Below are 25,860 nucleotides of genomic sequence, written 5' to 3'. Positions count from 1 at the left end.
ATCCTGTTTTATAATGAGAAAACTTTATCCATTAAAACCCATTTAGCACCCGCGGGCGCGTTTTTTACCGGCGATTGGTAGCCCCACATCAAATCTTCCCACTCCTGCACTTTTGAATTTGCCGCATCCATTGCTGCCGACTTTTCAAAGCTGAAAGTATCATCAACCTCCATGATCATGAACATGCGGGTATCAAAACGGTAAATCTCCATATTAGTGATTCCCTTGGCAGTAATGCTGTCATGAATTTCGGGCCAGATGGCTTCGTGATATTTTTCGTATTCGGCAATGAGTGCCGCGTCGTCTTTCAGATCGAGGGTTAAACAGTATCGTTGGCTCATAGAATAGCTCTCAAAAAAGTTTATATCGGTAATACAAAGAAATAAGGTTTACAGGTAAATAAGTATCCAAAATTGGCCAAAACGTTCAGCTTTTTTGGCATAGGACCGCTGATGTATTTTGATTACGCTGATTGCGTTGATTTTTGTCTGAATCAGAATTTTCAGAATTAGAAAATTTTCAAAACGCAAATCAATTAACAGGCGGCCGTGAGGACACCGCGGCGGGGAAAAGATAAAATTCGACAAATTCTTTAATTCGTATAATTCAGGTTCAGACAAAAATCAACTCCGCCCTCGCTCGGCTCCTGCCGAGTGTGAGCTATTTACCGGCCTCTGGCCGAAGTGGATAATACCAGCTTCGGCGGCCGGAGGCCGATGGATAGTGGTCGCTCGGCTGGAGCCGAGCGATGGCGAGAGCGTAATCAACGGTCATTCATTCCTCAACGAATTTGTTGGATTGGCCAGCGCAGCCCTGAACGTCAAATAAAAAGTAGTTGCCACTGCTATAGCCACCAGCGCGAAAACCGGTAGTACAAACTGCCACCAGGTAAGTTGAACCCTGAACGCGTAACGATTAAGCCATTGATTAATGAAGATATATGCCAGCGGAACAGCCACCAAACTTGATATCAAGATGAGCTTTACTACATCCCAGGTAAGCAACGAGATAATGTTTTGTACCGATGCGCCGAGCACTTTGCGTACACCAATCTCCTTAGTGCGCCGGGCGGCTGAATATGCCGTTAAACCGAACAAGCCAATGCAGGCAATAAATATAGCCAGCGAGGCAAACAGCGTAAACACATGCCCAAACTGCGTATCCTGGGCATACTGACGGTTGTAGAAATCGTCAAGGAAAAAGAAATCGAACGACGACTCCGGGAAGGTATCATTCCAGGTGGTTTTGATATGCTCAACCATCTGGCGCATGTTGTTGCCGTTCACTTTTATGGAGATATAATCGGCCGGGATCCATGGTAGTTTGGGATCCATGAACATAATAACCGGAGTATAGTTTTTTTGCAACGATTGTTGGTGATAATCCTTCACTACACCGATGATCTCATTAGGCTCTTTCTCTAATGTTTCGATCCATACCTTTTTACCCACGGCGTCCTGCGGCGATTCAAAACCAAACTGTTTTATAGCTGCTTCGTTCATCACCAGGCCAACAGAATCTGTTGGTCGGTTTCTGTCAAAGGCCCTCCCAGCTATTATCTGCAAGCCATAAGTCTTGATAAAATCATGATCGGCACGCAGCATTTCATAAGTACGTTCCTCCGACTTAGGGGCTCCGAAGCGCCTGTCTGCTAAAAACTTACCTACTTCCTTGCCCGGTACCGCGCCTGAAAGCGTAACAGCCTTTACACCAACAAAGGCCTGCAGCGTAGTTTTAAAGCTGGCTGTTTTCTGATTATAATTTGGCGTATTCACAGGCATTTTCACAACAATGGTTTGATCGATGTTAACGCCGGTATTCTGGCTGTTCATGTAAACTATCTGCCTGTAAACCGCGAAGGTGCCCGCAATAAGCAATACAGAAGCCATAAACTGGAATGCCACCATACCGCGGCGCAGAAGTATCCCGCTTTTTGAAAATGCAAAACGGCCTTTTAATACCGCAATAGGCTTCATGCGAGCGAGTACTGTTGCAGGATACATACCTGAAAGCAGGATACCGCCTATAAAAACAGCCGTAAGTTTCAAATACAAAGCACCGTCAAATAACAAACCGTACGAGCCTTCACCATATAAATAGTTCATAATGCCGTAGCGGCCGGCTAATACCAATATCAACGCGACTGCCAAGGCAGCAAGATTGATGATCACAGATTCGGCCAGGAATTGCATAATGAGTTGCGGAGCATGCGCGCCACTTACCTTGCGGATACCTACCTCCCTCGCCCTATCTACCGATTTAGTGGTAGCCAGGTTGATGTAATTGATGCAGGCGATGAGCAAAATGATATAGGCTATGATGCTCAGAAAATCTACCGCGAAACGGTTTCCTTTTACCTCAATTTCATTGGGTTTGGCTGGATTCAAATGAACCTCGGTAAGCGGAACAAGCTTAATTGTCCACTTCAAATCTTTTAGTGAAAGGCCGGTTTTATAGCGCTCGGCCAATGCCGGAAACTTAGCCTCAACCGCCGCCGCGCTGGCATGTGGCTTCAATTTCACAAAGGTGTAACTTTCATGCAGGTACCAAAAATCCTTTTCAAACCTGGGTATGGTAGCCCATGATACCAGGAAATTAAACTGCATGGTTGAGTTAGCGGGCAAGTCTTTAAACACACCGGTAACCATGCAATGATAGCTATCGCTCAGCGTGGTAATATCCAGAAACTTACCCATCGGCTCCGCATTACCAAAATACTTTTTAGCCGCCGATTGCGAAATTACTATGGAGTTAACTTCATTGAGGGCGGTAAGCTTATCGCCCTTAAGCATTGGGTATGCAAAAAAGTTAAAGAAATTGCTATCGGCAAAGCACACGTGCTCTTCCCTGAATTTAATGTTGTTGTATTTTACTACCCGTTCGGCATTATGCCAGTCTATACGGGCAAATGATTCAATTTCCGGAAAGTTGGCCTTCATAGCGGTAGCATAGCCATTGGTGCTGGTGGGCCAGCTATCGCTCAGGTTATCGCCACGGTAAAACTGGCTTTCAACCCTGTAAATATTGGCGGCATCTGGATGCATTCGGTCAAAACTCTTTTCAAAATTCACATAGGCGAATATCAATATGAACGCCGCCATACCCAAGGCAAGCCCGGTAACATTAATAAATGTGTAGGTTTTGTTTTTTACAAGGTTGCGCCAGGTAACAAGCAGGATATTGCGGATCATATGGTAAAAGGTTGAGGTTTACAATATAAGGATCAGAATTTCAGAATTAAAGAATTTTCAGAATAACATTAAAAAGCGTCATAGAAATTATTAAAAACCAGATAAGCAGGTAATGACAACTATTATAATTTATAATTCAACAGAAAGGATTCTGCAAAAACTTTCTATGTCCTCGGGGCGACACATTCACTGTATCGTTCTGCGTATTAAAGCCCCCCTACTCTTCGCCCTTCAAAGCCTTCAACGAATAAAAACTGTCCCGCCAGTAAATGCCGCCCCGGGTAACGGTCAGTATTGATGCTTTTAAGAAATGCCAGGCTAAAAAGAAAGCGGAGAAAGGGATCATGAACGCGTACCACCATTTGTTGGGCGGTACCATGATCATATAAATCATATGAAAAAGTAGCATGATCCCCGCCATAATGCGGATTGTTGTATCGCCAAAAATGAACATCAAAGGCATTGGCAAGGCTACCGACAACAACATATTGATCACGTTAAAAATAGCTTGTGCCAGGCTATAGTTAGCCACGGCAAACGAGTTTTTCTGTACACCGCGGCCAAACTCGCCAAGGCTTTTGTACCATTCAAGGCAAACATATCCAAGGCCGGCCAAAACATCCTGACGGAAACCATCATGCTTCATGATCCGGCCGAGTTGCAGGTCATCATCCGGGCGGAGCTTAATACGCCGGTGAGTGCCGAATTTTTCATAAGCTGTACGCCTGACCAGGTTAAATGCGCCAATGCCCGATGAGGCTTTTGATTTGGGATTTTTAGCTTCCCAGGGGTTCATATCAATCATGAGCATAATGCCGAAGGTTGCCAATACGCTGTTTAAAATCGCGGAGCGCGATACCACTTCAGGCAATATGGTCAAATGATCAAGCTGTTGCTTAACCGCGTAACCAACCGCTTTATTGACGGCATCAGGATGAAAAACAATATCGGCATCGGCAAAAAGCATCCATTCGTCTGTATTGCTGAGATACCCCTGGTATAGGGCATTGTTTTTACCAAGCCAGCCATCGGGTAAAGTAGTGATGGTAGTAACTTGGAGCTGAGGGTAGCGTGAGGCGAAACTTTCCAGGATTTCGGCAGTCCGGTCGGTTGACCGGTCATTAATTACAATAATTCTGTGGTTGGGGTAGTTGATGTGGCAAACGCTCTGTAACGCTTTTTCAAGATCTTCTTCTTCGTTACGCACCGGTATAATGATGGAAAGGGACGGCGGATTATCCATCAGCGGCTGCAGGCTTACCTGTTTAATTTGCCTAAAACCCCATAATAGATAAAAGTTTAAACCTAAGGTTGTTACAAACAGTATTACGCTGTACCAGAAAAGTATCATGATAAAATAGGTTTGGATAAAGGTGAGTAAAAATCAGTAATAATAACAGCAAAAATCTACATATTGCATTACCAATTTTAATACCTCATGGAAAATATCAGCCGCAAAAAATTCATTGCTTCAGCCGCGTTGGCTGCTGCCGGTTTACCTTTAGGATTAAGTGCTTTAGCTAAGGAGGCAACTCATTATCCCGGGCCGTTAGTAAGCAACCCATCGCCGGAAAAAAAAATAAAGGTGAGTATATTTTCCAAGCATATGCACTGGCTCAATTATGCTGAAATGGCCGCTTTGACAGCCCAGCTTGGCTTTGACGGTATCGACCTTACAGTAAGGCCCGATGGTCATGTGCAGCCCGAGCGTGTCGCCGATGATCTGCCCAAAGCGGTTGAGGCAATTGAAAAAGCCGGACTTAAGGTATATACCATAGTAACCAATATTAAAACCCCCGATGAAAAGGATACAGAACCGATCCTGAAAACAGCTTCTGCGCTTGGTATAAAATATTATCGCACCGCCTGGTTTAATTATGATAAGGCTATCAGTGTACAGGCCAACATCAAGGCTATCAATAAACAGATGGCCAGTCTTGCTAACCTCAATAAGAAATATGGCATGCATGGCGGCTACCAAAATCACTCCGGCGACCTATTTGGAGCATCGCAATGGGATTTGTGGCTAAGCCTTGAAGGACTTGATCCTAAAAATATCGGTTGCCAGTATGATGTACGGCATGCGACCACTGAGGGCGCCGACACCTGGCCAGTAACGCTTGACCTGTTAAAAGCTTATTCTAAAACCATCAACGTAAAGGATTTTTACTGGGAGAAGAAAGCTGACAAATGGCAGGTGAAAAGTGTGCCATTGGGCGAGGGGATGGTTGATTTTAAAAAATACTTCGGTTTGTTAAAACAATACAAGATCAACGGCCCCATGAGTCTGCACTGCGAATATCCATTAGGCGGGGCAGAAGATGGTGCTCGTAAGCTAACTATCAGTAAAGAGGATTTTTCGGTGGCCTTAAAGAAAGATTTGGTTAAACTGAGAGGCTGGCTGGCGGAGTATGATTTGTAGGGCTGCCTCGGCGCAAAAAACAAAAACCATGTCATTGCGAGCGAAGCGTGGCAATCTCGTAGCCAATGCATATCCGATCTGTATGGCTACGAGATTGCTTCGTCGTTCCTCCTCGCAATGACATTTTATTAATCTACGCTAACTAATCACCAGATTTTTTTCCTTTCTAAAAACTTGCTTCATAACAAATTTGTTACTAAATTTAATAAAGGCACCCAGGTCGTTTAATCTCTCCGGTTTAACCCCAGGCTGCCGGTAACCAATTATTAAACTAAAAGGAGGGCTTTATGAATCTGGTTCATAAAATTGAACATTGGGGCGATACTCATCACCCAAAAGCTTTGGATATTGTACGCATTATTCTTGGTGTATTTTTGTTGGTAAAAGGCATTACCTTCATGGAAAACACCTCCTACCTGCGTGGCATCATCATTGATCAAAATGTTATTGATGTATCGCCGGATATGCTGATGATCCTGGTATATTATGTGTCATTTGCCCACATGGTAGGTGGCATATTGATAGCTATGGGCATCTTAACCCGCCTGGGCTGTATAATCCAGATCCCGATTCTGGTAGGGGCGGTATTTTTGATTGGCATTTTTCAGGAGCCGATTAATGCGATGTTGTGGCCAACTGTTACAGCGCTCGGCTTGCTTATACTTTTTACCATTATAGGTTCCGGCCCATGGTCATTAGATAAGGTATTGTCATTTAAAGGGTAACTGGGGCAGAGATTAGAGGTTGGGGCTTGGAGATTGGAGATCAGTGATTAGCGATTAAGTAGTGCTCCCTTACATAAGTAGTACCCCCTTACATAAGAAACAAAAAAGTCAGGAGCCTCTGGTTATGAGACTCCTGACTTAAAACTCAAGACTTCCGACTTAAATTAATATCCTTTAACCGCTTCATCCACATAGCACCAAAGCCAGCGTTCGCCGGGCTCGGCAGATATAACTACCGGGTGGCCTGTGGCATGAAAATGCTTGGTCATGTGGGTATTGGGCGAGCTATCGCAGCAAAGCGTAACGCCGCAGGTTTGACAGGTACGCAGGTGCAGCCAGGTTCCGTGATGTTTTACGCATTCCTCACAAACGTAATCTTTCGGTTCGGTTATGCCTTCAACAGCTTCAATGTGGGCGCAAGTTTCTTCCATAGGAATAGGTGTTGTTTAATGATTTATACTTCAGCCAGGTATTTATGTACAAAACTTATAGCCATTGAGCCTTCGCCAACTGCAGACGCTACGCGGTTCATTGCTCCTGCACGCACATCGCCGGCTGCAAATATGCCGGGGCAGCTGGTTTCTAACAGGAACGGATCACGTTTTAGCTTCCAAACTTTGCCGAAATTCTCATAGCTGCGCAACTCCCGACCTGTTTCAATAAAATCTTTATTGTTTTTAATGATGTCGAGCTTTATCCAGTCGGTATATGGTTTGGCACCAATAAATATATACAGTGCGTTGGCTGTTTTAACCTCAGTTTCTTTGGTTTTGCAATTCTGGATAGTGATTTTTTCAAGGCAATTGGTGCCTTCGGCTTCAATTACTTCTGTATTTGGCAAAACCTGTATGTTAGGCGTATCCGCAATCTGGTTGATCAGGTAAGCAGACATGGTAGCTGTCAGATCATCCCTGCGGATAATGATATGTACATTTTTTGCAAATTTAGACAGGTACATTGCTGCCTGCCCGGCCGAGTTACCTCCGCCAATCACAAACACTTCTTTGCCTGTACATGCCGAAGCTTCGGTAGTGGCGGCACCGTAATAAATACCCGCCCCGGTAAAATTATCAACACCTTTAACTTCCAGCTTACGGTAATCAACGCCTGTAGTAATTACAACAGTACGACTGATGATCTCCGGGCCATCATCCAGGATAATGGTTTTGTAGCCATCTTTTTGTTTGATATCGCTAACAGATTGTGGTGATAAAAACTCGGCACCTAAACGCATAGCCTGGCTTATAGCACGACGGGTAAGGTCGGCTCCGCTCAAGCCTGCCGGGAAACCCAGGTAGTTTTCAATGCGTGAACTGGTACCGGCTTGTCCACCTGGTGCCTTGCGCTCTATCAATAAGGTTTTTAATCCTTCAGATGAACCATAAACAGCAGCTGCTAATCCTGCGGGGCCGGCTCCTATGATTACCACATCGTAAACATCAGTAAGCTCGCTGGTGTTTTTGCCCATTTTATCGGCAATATCCCTGATGCTCGGCTTGGTTAAACAACTGCCATCCTCAAATATCACCATCGGCAAATCGTCGGTAGTGCGGTTATTGATGGTCAATAAATTCGCCGAATCGATATTTTTTTCGATATCGAACCAACGATAAGGGATCAGGTTACCGGCCAGGAAATCTTTTATAACATGCGATTGAGGAGAGAACTGGTATCCTACCAGTTTCATGCCCACAAACTCGGGAATGTAATGACTGTGCCAGTCGTCGAGCAGATCGTTTATTACCGGGTAAAGCTTTTCTTCTGGTGGGTTCCAGGGCTTCATCAGGTAGTAGTCCAGCTGTACATCGTTAATGGCTTTGATAGCAGCATCGGTATCAGAGTAGGCGGTAAGCAATACCCGTTTTGCCTCGGGGAATACTTTTTTGGCTTTCTCTAAAAATTTAACGCCTTCCATTTCGGGCATACGTTGATCGCACAAAAACAGGGCAACCACTTCCGAACTGTTTTTCAATTCGATAAGGGTTTCATAAGCTTCCTTTGCCGATGTTGTGCTTAAGATCTTATATTCTTTACTATACTGCGATTTTAAATCGCGGCTTATTGACCGCAATACCTGCGGGTCATCATCTATAGAAAATATTATCGGACGGCTCATAGGGGTAAATATGCAGGCAAATTAACTAATATTTTTGGTAAAATCAGTTTTTGCTAACCATTTATCGGGAAGCAAACTATAAACTCGGTATGGCCGGGTTTTGATTTTACTTTTATTGAACCGCGGTGCTGCTTCACTATGCGTTGCACCACTTCAAGGCCCATACCGGTACCTTTGCCCATTTCTTTCGTTGTGAAGAAGGGATCATAAATCTGGCTGATGTTATCTTCCGGAATGCCGGGGCCATCATCAATAATGGTTACTTCAACAAATTCATTATCTTTTTTTGTGCGGATGATAAGTGTGCCTTTTTCGTTAATTTCCATGGCATCAAGTGCGTTATCAACTAAGTTGGTCCACACCTGGTTAAGCTCGCCGATAAGGGCTTTAACTTCGGGCAGGGTATCATCAAACTCTTCAATAACAGTGATGTTTTCCTTCCTGATCTTGTAACCCAGCATAGTAATGGTATTACGGATACCGATGTGGATATCAGCGTATTGCTTATCCTGCGCACGGTCCATATGGGTAAATGTTTTAACTGAGCTCACCAACTCGGCAATGCGGCGCGCCGATTCCTGGATATCCTCAATCATTTTTTCGCCCATAAGCTTACTGCTAAGCCAGCCCATAATGATAGGCACTGCATGTTCGGGAATATGGGATTTTAGCGCTTCAAGATTTTCGGTGGTAAAACTAAAATCAACAAAACTTTCAGCTATATCGTATGCATCCTCAACTTCGTTATCTTCCAACCATTCGGATATCTCATCTTCAAGCTGGGTGCGTTGTTTTAGTGTTAAACGGGTATAGCATTCTTTTTTGTTCAGGATTCTAAATAGTTCGTCGGTAAGACCATCTACCTGTTCATCACTGGCCCTTATAGCAAACATGTTTTTCAGATGAGCGGGCACCATACGGAGGTGTTTCCTTAACGATAAAGAATCGCGTACAATGGCCGATGCCGGGTTGTTAAGTTCGTGTGCCAAGCCCGCGGATAACTTACCCAAAGCCATCATTTTATCGTTTTGCTGCTGCATAGCTGTAAAATCACGTACGCGAGTAGTCATGATATGCACCAGGGCCTGGGTAAGCTCAAAATGGTGCTGGATCATTTCCATGATATCCGCTGTAGGATAACTTAGCAGTGTTAATTCGCCAACAGCCTGGGCATAACCTTTGGCTATCAAACCGCGGGAGTAAGGCATATAGCCGGTGATGCTGCCTTTTTCAACCAGTGTATAATCGCGGCGCGATCCCTGTTGCATCATAAAGAAACGCATATTGCCTTCCAGTATAAAATGCGGACCTGAAAGGTCCTGTCCCGGTTCCATGAGATACTCACCATCTTCAAATGTTTGCACTTCACTTTTGTCTATCAGCCACTGTAGCTGATCGTCGGGTATATTGGCTAAAGCTTCAAAAGCTTTTAAGTCTGATACGGTTACCTGTAGTTCACTTACCTTTTGCATAACTTAAAAGTAGGGAATATTATTTAATGATGTAAAAATGAGGCAAAAAATTGCAATCAGGTGAACTGCGATTGAAGTGGTTTTGTTTACCTGAACAGGGATTTTGTCTGAACCTCGATTTGGGGAGATTATTGGATTACCGTGATTCGTGTCCTATCGAATCATTTGATATTATGAACAGTTGATATACCTGAAGGCGATCGTGGGGATTTGCTGGCGATCGTGGGGACACGATCGCGGGGGAATCACAGAGTTTGGGTATCTTCAAGCTGCATTCAAAAATCCAGGAATCAGGAAAATCCTATAAATCCCGGTTCAGTTCCATTTGCTCAGGAACGCTCCAAAGGCTTCTTTATACTGGTCACCAACAGTAATATTCACTTTGCCAATTTGCAAGGCATTGCGGGTAATAGAGTTGATTTTATTGAGTGATACAATGAACGAGCGGTGTACGCGCATAAATCTTTTAGCAGGCAATTTCTCTTCCAGTGCCTTTAAGCTGGTAAGCGATAACAGCGGCTTCTCCTTATCCTGCAGGTAAATTTTCACATAGTCTTTTAAGCCTTCAATATAAAGGATCTCGTTAAGGGCTATCCGTACCAATTGATATTCGATTTTTAAAAACAGGTATTCCTCTTCTTCGGCAGGGGCAGCAGAAGCTGTAACAGTAGTACTGTTTGAACGATTTATCAATTCAAAATAACTTAATGCTTTGTTTGAAGCATGCAGAAACTCCTCATAATTAAAAGGCTTAAGCAGGTAGTCAAGCGCATCAACCCGGTAACCTTCAATAGCAAACTGATTGTAGGCCGTGGTGAAAATAATTCGCGGTTTGTTTGCTCCGCGACTGTCAAGTACGCGTGCCAGTTCCATACCGTTAAGGTTAGGCATCTGGATATCAAGGAAAATAAGGTCCACTTTTTGATCCTGCAAACCTACCAGGGCCTCGACAGCACTGCTGAAGCGGCCAACCAGTTTCAGAAAAGGGGTTTGCTCAATAAAGGCACAAACCAAGCCCAGTGCCAGGGGTTCATCGTCAACAGCTATACAGTTAATGATCATGACAGGTTAAGGGTTAAATGAACAGTGTATGTGTTGGCGGCGGCATTTTCGTTAATATCCAGTTTATACTTACCGGCATAAAGCAGATCAAGCCGGCGAATGGTGTTGGTTAGCCCGATGCCTTTATTTTCGCCGATATTAAGGTTGTGGTCTTTGTAGATGCCGTTTTCTACTTTCAACCCCAGTACTTCATCATGCTGACTGACAACAATCAGGATGGTACTTGGTTCTGTGGCACTGATACCATGTTTAAAGGCGTTTTCTACAAAAGGTAAAAAAAGCATAGGGGCAATGGTTAGATCATTAGCCTGTTCAGGCGGGTTGAAGGTAACCGTTACCTTTTCTGTAAGGCGCAGTTCCATCAGGCTGATATAATCTTTTATAAAAGCTATCTCCTGGCTTAATAAGGCAGTACCATGTTGCGTATCATATAGCACATATCGCATCATGCGCGATAATTGGTGCAGTGCCTTGCGCGATGTTTCGGCATTGACGTGGGTAAGTGCGTAAATGTTATTAAGTGTATTGAAAAAGAAATGCGGGTTGATCTGGGCTTTCAGGAACGATAGCTCGGAGCTTATTTTTTCCTGCTCGAGGGCTGCACGTAGCCTGATGTCTGATTGCCACTTTTGTATAGCAGTAATACTGGTGCTTATACCCAAAACCAAAGCTATGATAACCGTGCCGAAAATATCCCAGCCTCCCCCACGCCCCTTTGGTTTGGGCGGACGGTGGTCTTTATGGAATATGGCTTCCATATGCTCATGCATATGAAGTGCCTTATCTGCCCATTGATTAAGCAGTAAAAAAGCGATCACCACTACTACTACCGTAACCAGGTACATGGCGGTACGGTCATGCAGTAAAAAACGTGGCACAAGTATCCGGTTATTAAAATAATAGGCTGCAACAAGCAGGAAAAATGTGATGGCTTGTTTTACCCAAAACTGGTATGGAAACTCAACATTCCAGGTGAGCGGTTGATAGAAGAATAGCAACAAGCCAAACACCACCCATATCAAAATATGGATAAGTACAGTAATGGTATTGCTTTTTGATTTAAGGCTCATTTAAATTACTTTATGACATTACGCCGAATGATAAATCTACATATATAATTCAGCAATATTACAAACCTGGCATGCTTAAAGGCAAGCGTAATCGCCAGGCAGACAAAAAATACCGACGAACGCTTTAAATCCATCTTTGAAAGGTATATCCTGCTTTGGGCGTGCTAATCACCCTCATTTATAGGTAAAAAAGCTATTCCCGTCGATACATATATGGTACCGGTCTATTCTGTTTTTTACACTAAAATGAATGCTATTGTTTTGCGGCTGTTAATCAGCATAAAATGAAAATCCTATACTCCTTAGCAGTAATCATTGCCTTAGCGTTTGCAATACCGTTTAACGTAAAAGCCGAACCCGGTCGTACAATTAGAGGTGTCGTAAAAGACTCAACCGGTTACCTGGTTGCCGGCACCAGCGTAAAAATGCTTACCGGAACCGATAGCACTACCGTTATTACAGGTGCCGACGGTACCTTTACCTTTAACAACGTAACGGTAAACCAATTTAGTTTGGTTTTTAGTTCGATAGGTTATCAACCGCTTAGACGCAGGTTTGTGTTGGCTAATGATAATAAGCCGGCCAATTTGCCTCCTGTTGTCCTGAAGATAGAAACCACCATGCTTAAAACTGTTGTGATTGCTGATGTGAACCCGGTAAAGCTTAAAGAAGATACGATTGAGTTTAACGCGGATGCTTACAAGGTGCGTGATAATGCCCCGGTTGAAGACGTGATTAAAAAGCTGCCGGGCATGGATGTGGATAAAGACGGCAATATCACTGCCCAGGGTAAAAGTGTAACCAAAGTAAGGGTTAACGGTAAGGACTTTTTTGGAGGCGATGTTAAAACAGCTACCAAAAATCTTCCTGCAGATATCGTGCAGAATATCCAGATCATCGATGATTACGGTGATCAGGCCAATCTTACCGGGGTGAAAACCGGCGAACCTGATAAAGTTTTGAACATTACCATTAAGCAAAATAAAAACTATGGATACTTTGGGCAGGCCAGCGTAGGTGGCGGCCATGATGCTATTCCGGGTGTATCAAGCGATAAGGAGAGCAACAGGTACGTAGCGTCGGCCAATGTGTTTAGTTTTAATGGTAACAGGCAGCTTGCTTTTTTAGGTAACCTGAATAATACCAATACAAACCTGTTTACTTTTGGCGGCGGCGGGCCGAGAGGCGGCGGCCCTGGTGGGCCTCCGGGAGGCAACAGCAATTCATCAAACGGGATTACTACTGCCCGTTCCTTTGGTTTTAACTATCGCGATAGCTGGGGGAAAAAGATCACTGCTTATGGTAGTTATAGCTTTGCCGATAATTCGGTGAATACCATCAGCAGTACCATTCAAAACAACCTTTCGTCGAGCAATCCAAGTACCAATACGCAAACTAATAATCAGCAGGACGAAAAGCTAAACCATAGGGTTAATTTTAATATCGAGTATAAGCCGGATACCGTAAATTATGTAAAAATTACGCCAACGTATGCTTACGCGAGCACCAATACCACATCTGACGCTACCAGCTTACTGCTCCGGAATTCCGAAACTATTTCAAATTATTCGCTTGCCAATCTGAGCAAATCAACCGAGCCTAATTATGGTGCTAACGTGTTGTTTAATCATCGCTTCAATAGCCACGGCCGAAACTTTAGTGTAAATGTTGGTGCTGGCAGCTACAGCATTAATAAATATCAAAACCCGGTTTACACTTATATTGATGGTGCCCGAAATGCCCCTCTGAACCAGTTCATTAATACAGATAGCCGTACCGATAGTGTGGGAACTACCTTATCATACATGGAGCCTATCAGCAAAAAAGGGTATCTTGAACTGAACTATGCGTACCACTACGCTTACACCACTGCCGACAGGGCGACTGATACCCTGGCCGATGACGGCGCAAGGAACAGGTATGATCTGCTAAGTAATAATTATGCTTCAACCTTTATTACCAACCGCTTTGGGCTGAACTATCGTTTTATCGAAAAAAAGTATAATTATACCTTAGGTATAGTTGCACAGCCAACAATTTTACGTGGCTCATCTGTTGTTGACGCGCAACCTTTTAAAACCAATAACAATACTTTTAACTGGGCGCCAACCGCACGGTTCATTTATAACTTTTCGCGCAGTCAATCACTTAGTTTAAATTATAACGGCAGCAGCAATCAGCCTACATATACCGAATTGCAGCCGGTTACCGATTTCAGCAACGCATCATACCCGGTACAAGGTAACCCCGATCTGAAGCCGGAGTTTAACAATACCCTTTCCTTAAAATACAATAAGTTCAATTTTGAAAGCGGCAACGTGTTTTTCAGTAACCTGTCGTTCATTAAAACGGATAATAAAATAGTAGCCAATACCATTACTTATCCCAGAAACTATGCACCAAACAGTAAGTTGGCAGGAAGTATTTTAACCCAGTATCTGAACGCTGATGGTTATTATTCGGCACAGGGATTTTATGTGTTTGCCAAGCCCTGGGAAAAAAGGAAATATAATTTGTTCATGATCGGTAACATTTCGTACAATAACAACGTCTCATATATTAGTAATGTTGATTCTGCTACCTATAACATGACAACCGAGAAGAATATAGCCAAAAATTTGGTACTATCTCAAGGCGCGCGCTTTAGGGTAAGCATTACCGACGTTATTGACGCCGAAGCAAGTACTACATACAGCGTAAATACCTCAAGCAATTCTATCAAACAGGCCAACGTTAACAGCAATTTTCAAACCCTTAACCTGGGTGTTAACGGCAAAAGCTATTTCAAAGACTGGACAGTAAGCTATGATTATTCAAAAATGATCTATTATGGCTATACCGGTGCTACAAACCCCAATATTTTGAATACCTACGTAGAGCGTCGCTTTTTGAAGGGGAACGCGGGGACCTTGCGTTTTTCGGTAATGGACGTGTTTAATGAAAATACCGGTTATACAACTACGCAGAACGGTAGTTATATAACCCAAACAAACAGCAACAGATTAGGACGTTACTATCTGTTAACATTTACGTTGAAGCTACAGAAATTTGCGGGTAAAAGGCCTACTCCAGAACGTGGAGGCCCGGGTGGTCCACCTCCGGGCGGCGGCCCCGGCGGACCGCCACCGTTTTAAAGAACGGCAAGGCTCATAAAATATTAAAAACCTTCCCATCCCTGAGAAAGATGGTGAGTTCAGATCAAAGCATGATGATCTGAGATTTAGTTGAGATGTTATCATTTGATAACTACAGGGCGTTTCGGGGTGAGATACGGAACGCCCCTTTTTATTTAATTATACGTTAAGTTGCTCGTTTGGGTTTTATTGTTTTTTAATATTATTTACACAAATCATACTTTATTTTCGTGTTTCAGGTAAGGTAATATCGGGAGCTGGCTTAAGGCCTTAAACTTTTAATTAATCGAAAAGTGATAGTTTATTCCTGCTTTAAAACCATTTTGCTTGACTGAATAATCTCCTGCTGCCTTACCACCGCTGTTTATTGATGAAGGAATAGCATAGGATGCATTAACCTCAAACGCCTTGTTAATAATCAGGCCTGCTCTTATCGGAAACCCTAACCAACTTTTATCAAGTGAAAGCAGGTTATTATTTGTTGAAATTGTTTCTGACGAGCTCACTAACTGTGTGTATTTTGAAAAGTTTACTGTTACGCCTATGCCGCCATAAAATTTAACGGCATTGGTATTATATAAGTAATAAATAAATTGAGGGTAAGCGGTAATATTGCGCTGATCGAAATGGTAAGTTATTTTTGGCTTATCGGGTTGACCATAGTAAAGATCCGCTACTGTTTCATTGGAGGCCGTCCAATACATTATTTCCATCCTTAATACGGCCCGGCCTATCTTGGCGTTTGTATAAAAGTTAACGCCTGCCGAAAATGTGGGGCCGAAGGTTGTTTTGCTTTCGCTGGCATTACGAAATGGTAGCTCGCCTTCAAATTTAAATTTATTGGCAGACGCTCCTCCGCCAATAAAAAAATCAAAGGACGACAGCGTTTCGTAGTGCGTATCATCCTCAGGCATGTTGTTTATCATTCGTGATATTTTCCTCAAGACTGGAGTTTTATAACTGGCTTGTTCAATTTCTTGTTTTAGCTCTGCCGATGATGGGTTATATTTTGTAGCCAGGTCATATAGCTGGGGTATAAATTCATTCTCGACGTGGGTAACGGGGCCCATGTCAGGAATAAAATATTGTTTAAATAACAACTCATAGGTTTTGCCTGCGTTATTGTCGGCTATGAAAAACCGCATTTTAATCGCGTCGTTATAGGAGTAAAGCGAAACGTTTGGGCCCTTTTGTTGAAGTTTTAAGAATATGATATCCTGCTTTTTACTTGAATCGCGGCCACGCGACAATCTTGAAATATTTGTTTCATCGGTACTAACAAAGCCGCTGTAACGCTGGTATGCTACCGAGTTGGTTATTTCAAAATAGGTGATATCACTCGGCGTATAATTTTTTACTTCAGCCCCGTTTAACGCGGTTTTGAAGTTGATAATTGTTGGGTTGGCATCCCACTCTTTTTCGTTAATAAAACCATGGATAACTTGGCCGTTAACGCTTATTACATAACCTGGTTTGAAGTTAGTTTGGGCTTTTGAAAAAAATGAAAATAAGATCAATAGTAAAATTAACAGGCACTTAGGTTTCATCGTAAATTGGTTCGGGTTTAATTGTTAGTTGAAGATAATGTTAAAAGTATATAAATTTTATACTTTCACAATAAATGAGCAATTTTTACAGTTTTTGTCTACATTTAGCCCATTGTTTGTAAATAAAACTGAATGAAACCGCTTTTACTCAAAGTATCTGCCGATCCGGCGCATTCCTTTAGCGTAAGACATGATGTATTGCCGGATATCAATAACCGTTGGCATTGCCACCCGGAATTGGAGCTCATTTATTTCACAAAAGGCGGCGGAACGCAGTTTATAGGTGATAGCATTAAACAGTTTGAAGCCGGTGACATGGTACTGGTTGGCTCAAACCTGCCGCATTACTGGCGCTTTGATGATGTACATTTTGATCATAGTAGCGACCAGGTGCCGGTTGATACCATTGTAGTGCATTTTTGCGAAAATTTTTGGGGCGATCAGTTTCTTCAACTTCCCGAAAACAAGCTGATTAAAGTATTGTTGGAACGCTCCAAACGCGGTTTACAGATAACGGGCGAAACAAAAACACAAGTAGCCAATATTTTGGCCGCTATGCTCAATACCGATGGTGCCGAAAGGATCATCATGCTGCTCAAAGCATTGAATACCATAGCGGGTAGTTCGCCACTTAACTATTTAACATCTATTGGATTTAAGTATGATCATAATGAATCGGAAAGCGACAGGCTCAATAATATCTACGAGTACTCGGTACGCAACTTCCGCAAAAAGATCTACCTCGAAGAAATTGCCGATATAGCCGGCGTAAGCGCCAATTCATTCTGCCGCTATTTTAAATCAAAAACCCGCAAAACGTATTCGCAGTTTGTGATCGAAATAAAGGTGGGTTACGCCTGTAAACTGCTCATCGAAAACAAGCTCAATATCAAGCAACTTTGTTACGACAGCGGGTTCAACAACTTCTCTACTTTCCATAAGCATTTTAAACAGGTAACAGGTAAAAGTCCGCTGATGTATCAGAAGGAGTTTACTAAGAAGGGGGCGGCATAAAAATATCATAATGAGGTGGAGTAAATTTGCTCCCCTTCACATCCCGTCTTTCAGACATTGTATCACAAAAGCACTTCCCCTTAATCAAACCCTAAATATTCTTTCTGGTGCACTTCAACCGAGCCGGACACGTTATCGTGATTGAGGAACATCACGATATGAAAAAAGTCATTATCAAAAATATAGATATCGTTTTTGGCATCGGCTCCCTGAAGGCGCATTTTTAGGCCCATATGCTTGGCCTGCCCTATCAGGTTAATGATATGTCGTGATGTGGAAGTGGTATAGGTAACTGTGCGGAGTACAGCTCCGCTGCTGAGTTTGCTGCCAACACCTATCACTACGGTTTCTTCCTTGTTATCGGGGCCTATCTTGTTCAGGTGTTCAATGCTGTTGCCGTCAACATCCTGGATATATTGTCGTTTGAACTTTTTGCCGAGGGTAAGATAGTTATGCGCTTCGGCATTGGAAAGATTGGAGATATTTGCCAGATCATTAACGGTTACGCTTTGGGCAAACAAACCCGCACCACAAAACAATAATAAGGCAACTAACAGGATTCTCTTCATTTTTAACTTACCAAATATACTTTTTTTACTATTTAAAATAATCGCCAGGATGATACGTGCGCTGTGCATGTTTTAAAACATCTTTTTTATAAAACAGCACATCCTTAAACTTGCCATCAATTATGCCCTGTTCCTGATCGGTAAAATTTTTCGATGCCGGATCAAAGGAACTGCCACCATTTACGATGCTTTTTGCCCTTAACCGTGTACCAAATTCTACAGCGGCGATAAAACTATTACCCGAATATCCATAGCGTTTGTTAGTATTCATGGTACGACTTTGGAACGACGGCAGCTGTCCGAAGCCCGATCCGGTTAAACCAACAGGTACACTGGGTTTGCTATCATCAAAGGTAATGCCATCATCTGGTCGCTGGTAGCGGTTCATATTCCCCCACTCTACTTTCCAGGTACCAAAACGGGTTTGCAGATTTTTGACAACATCATTCAACAAAGTCAATTGTTGTGTTAGTGGCATCGTTTTAATCAGCGTTTGAAAACGACGGACAATAAATGTACCTTCCTGATCTGTTTGGGGCGGCGGCAGGGCTTTCATCATCAAAGTGCCCCATTCAATAGCAAGCGAGCTGGCTACAGAATGGATGGCAGTATTCCTGTCCCATTCCTGCAAGACCTTTATCGGCTCGGCAAGCGATTGTTTCACCGAATCCGGAGTTGCATCATAGGCTTTAAACAGTGACGGCAGCAAGTCATCAAAAGCAGCAAGGTGATGATCGTAACCTTTAGCTACCAGGTCATCAAGCGTAAGTTTCTTTGCATCCTTTAAGATTTTGATAGCCGTTATCGCCCTATAGTTTTCTCCATCCGGCCCCATGTAAACAGGATATTTATTTTTATCTGGACTTGCTGAGCCGGATCCGGTAAACGGCGACGAATTACAGTTCTGGATCCATCCCGTGGCAGGATTAGTGATAGTGATGATCTCGCTCAGCTTGTGAACTCCCTGCCATTCAGTCGCAGATGTGCTGCCATCAACCGGTAAACTCCAGTCATACTTAGGGTTGCGCTTAGGAATATAGTTTCCGTACCAAAAAATGATGTTACCCTTATCATCGGCATAAACGGTACTGTTAGTGGCGTTTGATAGCAGGTTCATGGCTTTTTTATACTCGGAGAGGTTATTGGCTTTGCTTATCAACCATGACTCTACCAGTGCATTATAAGACCGATTATTGGCTTTAAGCGCCAGCCATTGGCCGTTTCTTGCGCCCAGCACCGGACCATGATGCGTATAATAACCTGTAATAATACGATGCTCAACCTCATTTCCTTTCTTTATGTTAAGCGATAACTCGCGCGAAACCACCGGCCTTAATTTACCATCATATTCATAATACCATTTCCCGTTCTTATTACTCACCTTTTCGGCATACAGATCAGCAACATCGGCATACGCACTGGTATGCATCCAGCCGCAATGCTGATTAAAACCCTGGTAAATAAAAAACTGGCCCCAGGTAACTGCCCCATAAGCTTGAAGTCCTTCATTGCTCACCAATTCAACCTCGCTACGGAAATAGAACGGTACATGCGGATTGATATACAACAAAGCATGGCCGGATGCCGATTTGGATGGCGCAATAGCAAACCCATTCGATCCGGTTTCGCGCTCATTTGGCATATCATAAATATTGTCTTTAGGTTTACCGGTTAACACACCCAGTTTTTCGGGTCCAACACTGTAAAAATCTTTTGTTTCACTTAGTTTGATTCCACCGGTCTCTGTTGCAGCAACACTGCCATCGGTAAACATCAGCGCGTACCATGGTTCAAAGTGCTTAAATACCTGTGGCTTTACTTCTGGGTGTTTGTACAGGTAGTAGTTAACGCCATCGGCAAAAGCATCCAATAACTTCCGGAACCAGGGGGCACTGATTTTATAATCTTTAATGGCATCTGCACTATCGGCAATTAATTGCAGCTGCACATCTGTGTACAAATTAGCCTCGCCATCAACCTCGGCCTGTTTGCCCATTTGGTAAAGATAATTGCGTTCAATACCTTTAAAATTATTTTCACATTGGGCATACATCAATCCAAAAACAACGGCGGCATCTGTTTTTCCATAAATGTGAGGAACTCCCCAATTATCACGAATGATAGTTACCGATTGTGCTAATATTTCCTCCCGTTTTATTTCTTTCTGATTAATTTTTTGAGCAAAAACCAAAACAGGAAGAAACATCAAAACTACCACAAAAACAGTTTTCATAGTAACAGTAATTTTACTGAACAAATTATCCATATAAATGTGAAGTAAACGAGGCTTTTTAAAGATTTTGAGGTAAATTTGAAAATTAATTCATAATAATTACATCGCACCGCCGTTTTCATTCAAATATTTACAATCGGCTTTTTGGAGAGTAATTATTACTATACTGCTAAAACGGTATAGTTGATTGTTATTGAATTTTCTGTACCGGTTTCTGTTCTGGTATCCGAATATAAGAACTTAGGTAAGCATTTAATATGATATCTGAGATTTAGTTGATTCAATATCATTTGAGACGTGATATTGTATGCGTTCCGGGGTGAGATACGGAACGCATTTTTTTTGTTGGTTCCCTGGTTCATTAGTTCAGTGGTTCATTGGTCTTAGCATACTACTCCTCAGCTTAACTTCCGATGTTACCAGCCATAACTAATGAGCTACTCACTAATGAACTAATGAACCGGTGAACTAATGAACATCAACCGGATGCACCCATTTATCCTTGTACCACGCCATTGCCAATAGCACCATTCTGTTATAAGTTTCTAATCCTTGAGGTTGATTGTTGGCCTTCAGGAAATTATCATAAAAAATGCTGCTTATAGCGCCCAGTTTATTTTCGTAGGCAAGCCAGTAGTTTCGTTCGGTAACATAGTCGCTGCGCACTTCTTTGCTGATCATAGCTTTAAGCTCTTTATGAGCAACTGTATCCCGTGCGCCAAGTGAGTGCATGAATTCCTGAACGGCAAGGTGGTATGCCGAATAGCGCAATAACCTGTCATGCGATTTTACGGCAATAATAAAACCGGCAAAATCAGCCTCGTCCTCTGCCCCATACCCCATCTGGTGCGACATTTCATGGCAAACCACAAATGGCCTGGTAAAAACGGGCATCTGGTAGTTTACCTGCGCTTCGGAAGTAAAAGGATTATAATACCCCGAAGTACTTATATAATTTAACAAAGGCGTAAGTATTGATGGTTTTATGTCCGGATTATATGCCCGGAAATTAGCCGAATCTTTGCTGATGGTATAAATGGCGTGCCGGGCGGTATTGTAAATATGCGTATTGCTCTGGGCCCAATCTGCAGGTGTTAACCGTGAGCGGGTGATGTTGGCGCTGTCTATCAATATCCGGGTTACAGCTTTAAGATCGGCAGTGGTAAAAGCGGTATCCCGTAGCCCAAATCGTTCGGAAGCCGGCAGCCTGAAATAGTTCATTCCCCATAAAAGATAAAAAGCCACAATACCAGCCTGTACACCTATAATCAGTCCTAAAAAAAGCTTGCCTGCCGTTTGAAACTGCTTTTTAAACAACAAGACTATTAACCTGATCACCGCATAAATCAAATAAAGCACTACAGCTATGTATACAATATCGCCAACGCTAAACGGGAATACATTTAAAACGGAATGAAAAATCCGGCAAACAATGATGTAAAAGCCATTGGCGTAGTAACGTTCAACGGCGGCAGGATGATCTGCAAAGAGCATCAGCAAAAAGATAGCTAATGCCAACGATAATATAATGATGATCCTTTTTAGTACAGGCTTTTTATTGGTTCGGCTACGCATTGTATCGGGTAAATATAGTGCTTTACCGGCATCTTAAAAATAGCTGGGTTGTCACATGCAATGACCTTTTTCATGCAAAAGGCCCCCGTTTCCGGGGGCCTTCAAAATTGTGAAAACTAAGGTTACCAAATATTTTTATTTTACAGAAACCGGAACTACAATTTTATCCCAGAACATGCAGAAGCTTTTTGCGTCTACAGTATAAACTAATCTTTCGTGCATTGGCGCTGCTTTGGTTTTAACATCTACGCGCAGGGCATCTTTTGATTCATCATATTTAAACGCGCCCCATTGTTTAGCAACCTTGTTAAAAATAACTGTCCAGGTACCGTTTTCGTTAGGGATCAGAAAAAAGCCATAAGTGCCGGCAGCCAGTGATTTACCTTCAACTTTAATATCTTTTGTTGTTGTAAACGTAGTAGCTTCGTTAGCACCGGCACGCCAAACTTTGCCATAAGCTTCAAGTCCGCCCCAAATTTTACGGCCTTTTACCGAAGGGCTTCCGTAGTTAATAGTAATGGTTGAACCTGCAGCTTTACCGCTTACGCTATCGCGTGGGCTGGCTGGTTTGTTTTGAGCAAAAGTTACTGTTGATAACAATAAGGCAAAAGCGAACAGGAATGCCGCCTTAAGCTGAAATGATTTTTTCATAAGATTTCTCATAATTATTTAAGTATAAATATAGATTGAAATTTGGTTTAAAAGCAACTATTCATTCAAATACCTGTAAGAGGTGATTTCAACACATAAAACACTGAAAATAAACATGTGGTGTTTAAACCATTTGAATTTTATATTGTTTAATTAATTGAAAGATCATATTGCAGTTAGGAATAGACCGGAGGGGTTCATAGCCCAAAGGTTAAACAATTGTTGTGGTTTTTTTACCCTGCCTACCATGGCAGGGTTTTTTATTTACCGCCATCACTGTACCTTATACGTTAATACACTACGCCCTATATTACCCGCCTCATCAATCCCTTCTATCACCACGCGATAAGTACCCTTGCCATCTGCATTAAAAAAATCAAGCGAAACATTGCCATCTTTATCTGTCACCATATCAGGGTTCCAGTATATAGTGCTTCGAGTATCGGGCTTGTTAGCTGTTTGTTGCGAGCCTTCATAAACAGGCGAATAAAATGTACGTGCCTTATAAAATCCCTGTGCTGTATAATACAACAAACCTGGCAAAGCAATGTCCTTTACCATTCCTGAAGATGCTGACTTTCTCATTTTTATTATCAATACACCGTTTGCTCCCCTTATGCCATATATGGCAGCATCACTATTTTTTAACACTGTTATGCTTTCAACATCAACTGGATTGTAATTATTAACACTCGTTCCTGCAGGCATGGCGGTATCATCAGCAATGATAAGCATCGGTCCGGTTTGCATAACAGCATTTGCTTTATCTGCTAAAAAAGGCACCCCATCCCTCAGTATAACTCCAGGTAAGCGTCCTTCCAAACCGGTAGTCAACAAACTCTGATCCCGCACGTTTTTGTCGTCCAATGTTTCCGTAGTATGTTGCCGTTCACCAGCTCTTTTATCACTATTTATAACAGCATTAAACCCTCTCTTATTTGCATCAGCTAAATAAACAGGTTGTTGCATTGTTTGATCATTTCTTGTAATATTTGAATCTTTCACCGGACTAATGATATCTTCAGTATTAATGTTTGCTAACGTTGGCTCCAGATAAACGGATATATGAGTATTATTTCCCCCTGTAGCTGTTTTAGCTTGTATCACAAACGTGGTTTCGTCACTATATACCATGTTCCTAAAAGCAAAGTTCCCTTCATGATCGGTGTTTTGGGACAGTAAAGCTCCGCCAGCCCGGGGCATTAATGTAACTATACCGCCATCAACCGGCTTTCCAGTTGTTGTTTTTACCTGCCCTGATATATCAAACCCATTTTCGGCACTGTACACTTTGGCCGGTTTTTCATTGCTAAGTAGTTGCTTCCATTCAAATCTGCTATAGTTTCGGGTAAGCATCAGGATATCCAGGTTGGCCCGGGTATCGTTGTTAACATTAACAAAGTAGTAATTGGGCTGCTCAATTTTTCCTTTTAGATCGGAGGTTAATAAGAGGTTCGATAATATCGTATTTTCGTCATCTTCAGCGCTGGGTACTTTACCGGCATACACTACTGTTGCCGATAGATAACTTTTAACCGCTTCTCCGTTTTTATTTTTTGTATTAATGGAGATATGCACTTTTCCTCTTTCCGAATATAAAGTCTTATCGCAGGTTGGAGCAATTGTTAGTAAATCGGGATTCTGGATAAAGGCCAGTCGCTCATTAAGCAGTTCACCTTGTGCCGAAAAAAGTGTTACCTGTACCACTCCTGTTTTAAAATCTTTTTTATTGAGATTTAAATCAAGCACCTGGTTATCAAGAACCGCCTTTACCGACCTGACAGCACCAGCCGAATATATGATTACCCCTATCTCTTTGTTTTTATTTTTAAGGTAATAAGCTTTATTGGCATTTATCTCAATACCGAGCTTATCAGCACTATCATTGTTAACCATTAACGTGATCCCCTCGTTATCAGCTTTGGGCAAATCAACTGTAGCTTTAGTGCCATCGGCATAAGTTAAATTGGCCTTATATGTTTTACCGGCTTCAGGAGTAATAAATATAAGCCCCATACCAAGGTGAGTCGATTCAAATTTAGTTACTTCCGCATTGATATTATCAACCACAACACCTTTAACATTAACACCCAATCCATTTGTTCCAACGGCCTTAAAGGCCAATTTGGCCGGTATGCTGCTCACAAAACGTCCACCTTCCGGAAAGAACTCGACCCCTGCTTTTGCAGTCCCCGCTTTATTTCCTGCAGGCAGCCCGTTATTAATGTTTATCTGCCTATCAAAAAAATTCACCTGGCCGTTATTCAGCATCCATTTGGTGTACGCCCTTATACGATAGCTCCCCCCGGGTAATGTATTGGAGAGGCTAAAATCACCTATCGCTAAACCATTAGCCAGTTGTAGCGAAATGGATTTCAAGAGAGAACCGGTGGGGCTGATAAGATCAACATGTAGTATACCGCTTAATTTTGATAACTCATGCTGTTCGCCAAGGGTAACATAAGCTTTAAAATAAAGCGTATCGCCGGCGTTATAATAAGGTTTGTCAAAATGCAGGTAAGGTTTTTCAATTGCTTTGTCTGTAGATAAAGTTTGCAGGCGCGATACAGCGGTATCCAAAGAGATAACAGGCGATAACCGTTGGCTATTTTGCGATAAAACAGGCACACAAAAGCACAATGCCGCTAACAGCAGTAATATTATTTTTTTCATAACAAGGAATAATGATAGGTTTAAACTGGTTATATAAGAGTAATTAAATGTAGGTATTTATTTCCAAATAAAGTACTTATTTAAAACCAGTTATATTTCAAACCCATAACCTTACTGCTATTGCGTCAGTTCGGCGTCCTGTTTCATTTCTTCCCAGTAAAGTGTTTCAAGATAAATACCGTTTTGAATAGCTACGCGTGCACGTATTTTTTCTAATTCAGCCTTAACTTCTTCATTGCTGAGCTCCCGGCCCAGCGAATGGTAATAAATAGCGTAACCGGTTTTGCTGTTTACGCATTTAAAATGTTTATCCCCGGCTTTCATAATCGGATTAACTAATATAATCACAAGTAGCAAGCGCCGGGATTTGTTTTAATTGAACTTAAATGTTACACAATTTTCTTCA

19 protein-coding genes are annotated in these 25,860 nt (G+C 42.3%); 4 read left to right on the top strand and 15 right to left on the bottom strand.

Features of this window, described 5'->3' with window-relative positions:
- Positions 1-8 precede the first annotated feature (8 nt).
- From DUL71_RS03855 to DUL71_RS03845, 3 genes are all read right to left on the bottom strand, one after another.
- A complete protein-coding gene (locus tag DUL71_RS03855; RefSeq protein WP_114936811.1) occupies positions 9-341 on the bottom strand; it encodes an L-rhamnose mutarotase in 333 nt (110 codons plus the stop codon).
- Positions 342-770: 429 nt separating this feature from the next.
- Positions 771-3,191, bottom strand: a complete 2,421-nt coding sequence (locus tag DUL71_RS03850; RefSeq protein WP_114936810.1) for an ABC transporter permease — start codon at positions 3,189-3,191, stop codon at positions 771-773.
- Between the two features lie 217 nt (positions 3,192-3,408).
- The gene (locus DUL71_RS03845) at positions 3,409-4,542 is read right to left on the bottom strand and encodes a glycosyltransferase family 2 protein (protein ID WP_114936809.1); all 1,134 of its coding nucleotides are present in this window, start codon (positions 4,540-4,542) and stop codon (positions 3,409-3,411) included.
- Between the two features lie 87 nt (positions 4,543-4,629).
- On the opposite strand from DUL71_RS03845, the gene DUL71_RS03840 reads away from it, so the two are divergent.
- Positions 4,630-5,613, top strand: a complete 984-nt coding sequence (locus DUL71_RS03840; RefSeq protein ID WP_114936808.1) for a sugar phosphate isomerase/epimerase family protein — start codon at positions 4,630-4,632, stop codon at positions 5,611-5,613.
- 287 nt (positions 5,614-5,900) lie between these two features.
- On the top strand, positions 5,901-6,338 hold the full coding sequence (locus tag DUL71_RS03835) for a DoxX family protein (protein ID WP_114936807.1): 438 nt from the start codon (positions 5,901-5,903) through the stop codon (positions 6,336-6,338).
- Between the two features lie 164 nt (positions 6,339-6,502).
- Here DUL71_RS03835 and DUL71_RS03830 read toward each other — a convergent pair whose 3' ends face one another.
- The 5 genes from DUL71_RS03830 to DUL71_RS03810 all read right to left on the bottom strand — a co-directional run bounded on the left by DUL71_RS03830 (position 6,503) and on the right by DUL71_RS03810 (position 12,058).
- Positions 6,503-6,769, bottom strand: coding sequence for a UBP-type zinc finger domain-containing protein (locus DUL71_RS03830; RefSeq protein WP_114936806.1), 267 nt, complete (start codon positions 6,767-6,769; stop codon positions 6,503-6,505).
- Positions 6,770-6,792: 23 nt separating this feature from the next.
- Entirely contained in the window at positions 6,793-8,454 is a 1,662-nt protein-coding gene (locus DUL71_RS03825; RefSeq protein ID WP_114936805.1) for an FAD-dependent oxidoreductase, read from the bottom strand.
- A 53-nt stretch (positions 8,455-8,507) separates the two neighbouring features.
- A complete protein-coding gene (locus DUL71_RS03820; protein ID WP_114936804.1) occupies positions 8,508-9,926 on the bottom strand; it encodes an ATP-binding protein in 1,419 nt (472 codons plus the stop codon).
- A 315-nt stretch (positions 9,927-10,241) separates the two neighbouring features.
- Positions 10,242-10,988: a LytR/AlgR family response regulator transcription factor gene (locus DUL71_RS03815; protein ID WP_114936803.1), complete on the bottom strand. Its 747-nt coding sequence runs from the start codon at positions 10,986-10,988 to the stop codon at positions 10,242-10,244.
- Positions 10,985-12,058 carry a sensor histidine kinase gene (locus DUL71_RS03810; RefSeq protein ID WP_114936802.1) on the bottom strand — a complete coding sequence of 358 codons (1,074 nt, stop codon included), beginning with the start codon at positions 12,056-12,058 and terminating at the stop codon, positions 10,985-10,987. Before DUL71_RS03810 ends, DUL71_RS03815 begins: the two co-directional genes overlap by 4 nt.
- 284 nt (positions 12,059-12,342) lie before the next feature.
- Here DUL71_RS03810 and DUL71_RS03805 point away from each other — a divergent pair, with 284 nt between their 5' ends.
- The gene (locus DUL71_RS03805) at positions 12,343-15,192 is read left to right on the top strand and encodes a TonB-dependent receptor (protein ID WP_114936801.1); all 2,850 of its coding nucleotides are present in this window, start codon (positions 12,343-12,345) and stop codon (positions 15,190-15,192) included.
- Positions 15,193-15,470: 278 nt separating this feature from the next.
- Here DUL71_RS03805 and DUL71_RS03800 read toward each other — a convergent pair whose 3' ends face one another.
- Positions 15,471-16,739 (bottom strand): outer membrane protein, encoded by a 1,269-nt coding sequence (locus DUL71_RS03800; protein WP_114936800.1) that lies wholly within the window; start codon positions 16,737-16,739, stop codon positions 15,471-15,473.
- A 132-nt stretch (positions 16,740-16,871) separates the two neighbouring features.
- Between DUL71_RS03800 and DUL71_RS03795 the strand changes: the two genes are divergently transcribed.
- Positions 16,872-17,753: an AraC family transcriptional regulator gene (locus DUL71_RS03795; RefSeq protein ID WP_114936799.1), complete on the top strand. Its 882-nt coding sequence runs from the start codon at positions 16,872-16,874 to the stop codon at positions 17,751-17,753.
- 80 nt (positions 17,754-17,833) lie between these two features.
- Here the strand turns inward: DUL71_RS03795 and DUL71_RS03790 are convergent, their stop codons facing one another.
- From DUL71_RS03790 to DUL71_RS03765, 6 genes are all read right to left on the bottom strand, one after another.
- A complete protein-coding gene (locus DUL71_RS03790) occupies positions 17,834-18,322 on the bottom strand; it encodes a hypothetical protein (protein WP_154402313.1) in 489 nt (162 codons plus the stop codon).
- A gap of 28 nt (positions 18,323-18,350) precedes the next feature.
- Entirely contained in the window at positions 18,351-20,555 is a 2,205-nt protein-coding gene (locus DUL71_RS03785; RefSeq protein WP_114937463.1) for a penicillin acylase family protein, read from the bottom strand.
- A gap of 468 nt (positions 20,556-21,023) precedes the next feature.
- A complete protein-coding gene (locus tag DUL71_RS03780) occupies positions 21,024-22,130 on the bottom strand; it encodes a DUF3810 domain-containing protein (protein WP_114936797.1) in 1,107 nt (368 codons plus the stop codon).
- A 135-nt stretch (positions 22,131-22,265) separates the two neighbouring features.
- Positions 22,266-22,781: a DUF2911 domain-containing protein gene (locus tag DUL71_RS03775; protein WP_112567960.1), complete on the bottom strand. Its 516-nt coding sequence runs from the start codon at positions 22,779-22,781 to the stop codon at positions 22,266-22,268.
- 273 nt (positions 22,782-23,054) lie between these two features.
- Entirely contained in the window at positions 23,055-25,454 is a 2,400-nt protein-coding gene (locus tag DUL71_RS03770) for a carboxypeptidase-like regulatory domain-containing protein (protein WP_114936796.1), read from the bottom strand.
- Positions 25,455-25,571: 117 nt separating this feature from the next.
- Positions 25,572-25,778 carry a hypothetical protein gene (locus tag DUL71_RS03765; protein WP_112567956.1) on the bottom strand — a complete coding sequence of 69 codons (207 nt, stop codon included), beginning with the start codon at positions 25,776-25,778 and terminating at the stop codon, positions 25,572-25,574.
- Positions 25,779-25,860: the final 82 nt, after the last annotated feature.

The organism is Mucilaginibacter endophyticus (assembly GCF_003351025.1).
GTDB classification, from domain to species: domain Bacteria; phylum Bacteroidota; class Bacteroidia; order Sphingobacteriales; family Sphingobacteriaceae; genus Mucilaginibacter; species Mucilaginibacter endophyticus.
This window is presented reverse-complemented; position numbering and strand designations above follow the sequence as displayed.

What these genes read in the sequence shown, in the direction of transcription:
- DUL71_RS03780 (WP_114936797.1), bottom strand. Translation starts at nt 22,130, where the DNA reads ATGCGTAGCCGAACCAATAAAAAGCCTGTACTAAAAAGGATCATCATT.
- DUL71_RS03840 (WP_114936808.1), top strand. Translation starts at nt 4,630, where the DNA reads ATGGAAAATATCAGCCGCAAAAAATTCATTGCTTCAGCCGCGTTGGCT.
- DUL71_RS03795 (WP_114936799.1), top strand. Translation starts at nt 16,872, where the DNA reads ATGAAACCGCTTTTACTCAAAGTATCTGCCGATCCGGCGCATTCCTTT.
- DUL71_RS03800 (WP_114936800.1), bottom strand. Translation starts at nt 16,739, where the DNA reads ATGAAACCTAAGTGCCTGTTAATTTTACTATTGATCTTATTTTCATTT.
- DUL71_RS03815 (WP_114936803.1), bottom strand. Translation starts at nt 10,988, where the DNA reads ATGATCATTAACTGTATAGCTGTTGACGATGAACCCCTGGCACTGGGC.
- DUL71_RS03845 (WP_114936809.1), bottom strand. Translation starts at nt 4,542, where the DNA reads ATGATACTTTTCTGGTACAGCGTAATACTGTTTGTAACAACCTTAGGT.
- DUL71_RS03770 (WP_114936796.1), bottom strand. Translation starts at nt 25,454, where the DNA reads ATGAAAAAAATAATATTACTGCTGTTAGCGGCATTGTGCTTTTGTGTG.
- DUL71_RS03810 (WP_114936802.1), bottom strand. Translation starts at nt 12,058, where the DNA reads ATGAGCCTTAAATCAAAAAGCAATACCATTACTGTACTTATCCATATT.
- DUL71_RS03805 (WP_114936801.1), top strand. Translation starts at nt 12,343, where the DNA reads ATGAAAATCCTATACTCCTTAGCAGTAATCATTGCCTTAGCGTTTGCA.
- DUL71_RS03825 (WP_114936805.1), bottom strand. Translation starts at nt 8,454, where the DNA reads ATGAGCCGTCCGATAATATTTTCTATAGATGATGACCCGCAGGTATTG.
- DUL71_RS03830 (WP_114936806.1), bottom strand. Translation starts at nt 6,769, where the DNA reads ATGGAAGAAACTTGCGCCCACATTGAAGCTGTTGAAGGCATAACCGAA.
- DUL71_RS03785 (WP_114937463.1), bottom strand. Translation starts at nt 20,555, where the DNA reads ATGAAAACTGTTTTTGTGGTAGTTTTGATGTTTCTTCCTGTTTTGGTT.
- DUL71_RS03820 (WP_114936804.1), bottom strand. Translation starts at nt 9,926, where the DNA reads ATGCAAAAGGTAAGTGAACTACAGGTAACCGTATCAGACTTAAAAGCT.
- DUL71_RS03855 (WP_114936811.1), bottom strand. Translation starts at nt 341, where the DNA reads ATGAGCCAACGATACTGTTTAACCCTCGATCTGAAAGACGACGCGGCA.
- DUL71_RS03775 (WP_112567960.1), bottom strand. Translation starts at nt 22,781, where the DNA reads ATGAAAAAATCATTTCAGCTTAAGGCGGCATTCCTGTTCGCTTTTGCC.
- DUL71_RS03850 (WP_114936810.1), bottom strand. Translation starts at nt 3,191, where the DNA reads ATGATCCGCAATATCCTGCTTGTTACCTGGCGCAACCTTGTAAAAAAC.
- DUL71_RS03790 (WP_154402313.1), bottom strand. Translation starts at nt 18,322, where the DNA reads ATGAAGAGAATCCTGTTAGTTGCCTTATTATTGTTTTGTGGTGCGGGT.
- DUL71_RS03765 (WP_112567956.1), bottom strand. Translation starts at nt 25,778, where the DNA reads ATGAAAGCCGGGGATAAACATTTTAAATGCGTAAACAGCAAAACCGGT.
- DUL71_RS03835 (WP_114936807.1), top strand. Translation starts at nt 5,901, where the DNA reads ATGAATCTGGTTCATAAAATTGAACATTGGGGCGATACTCATCACCCA.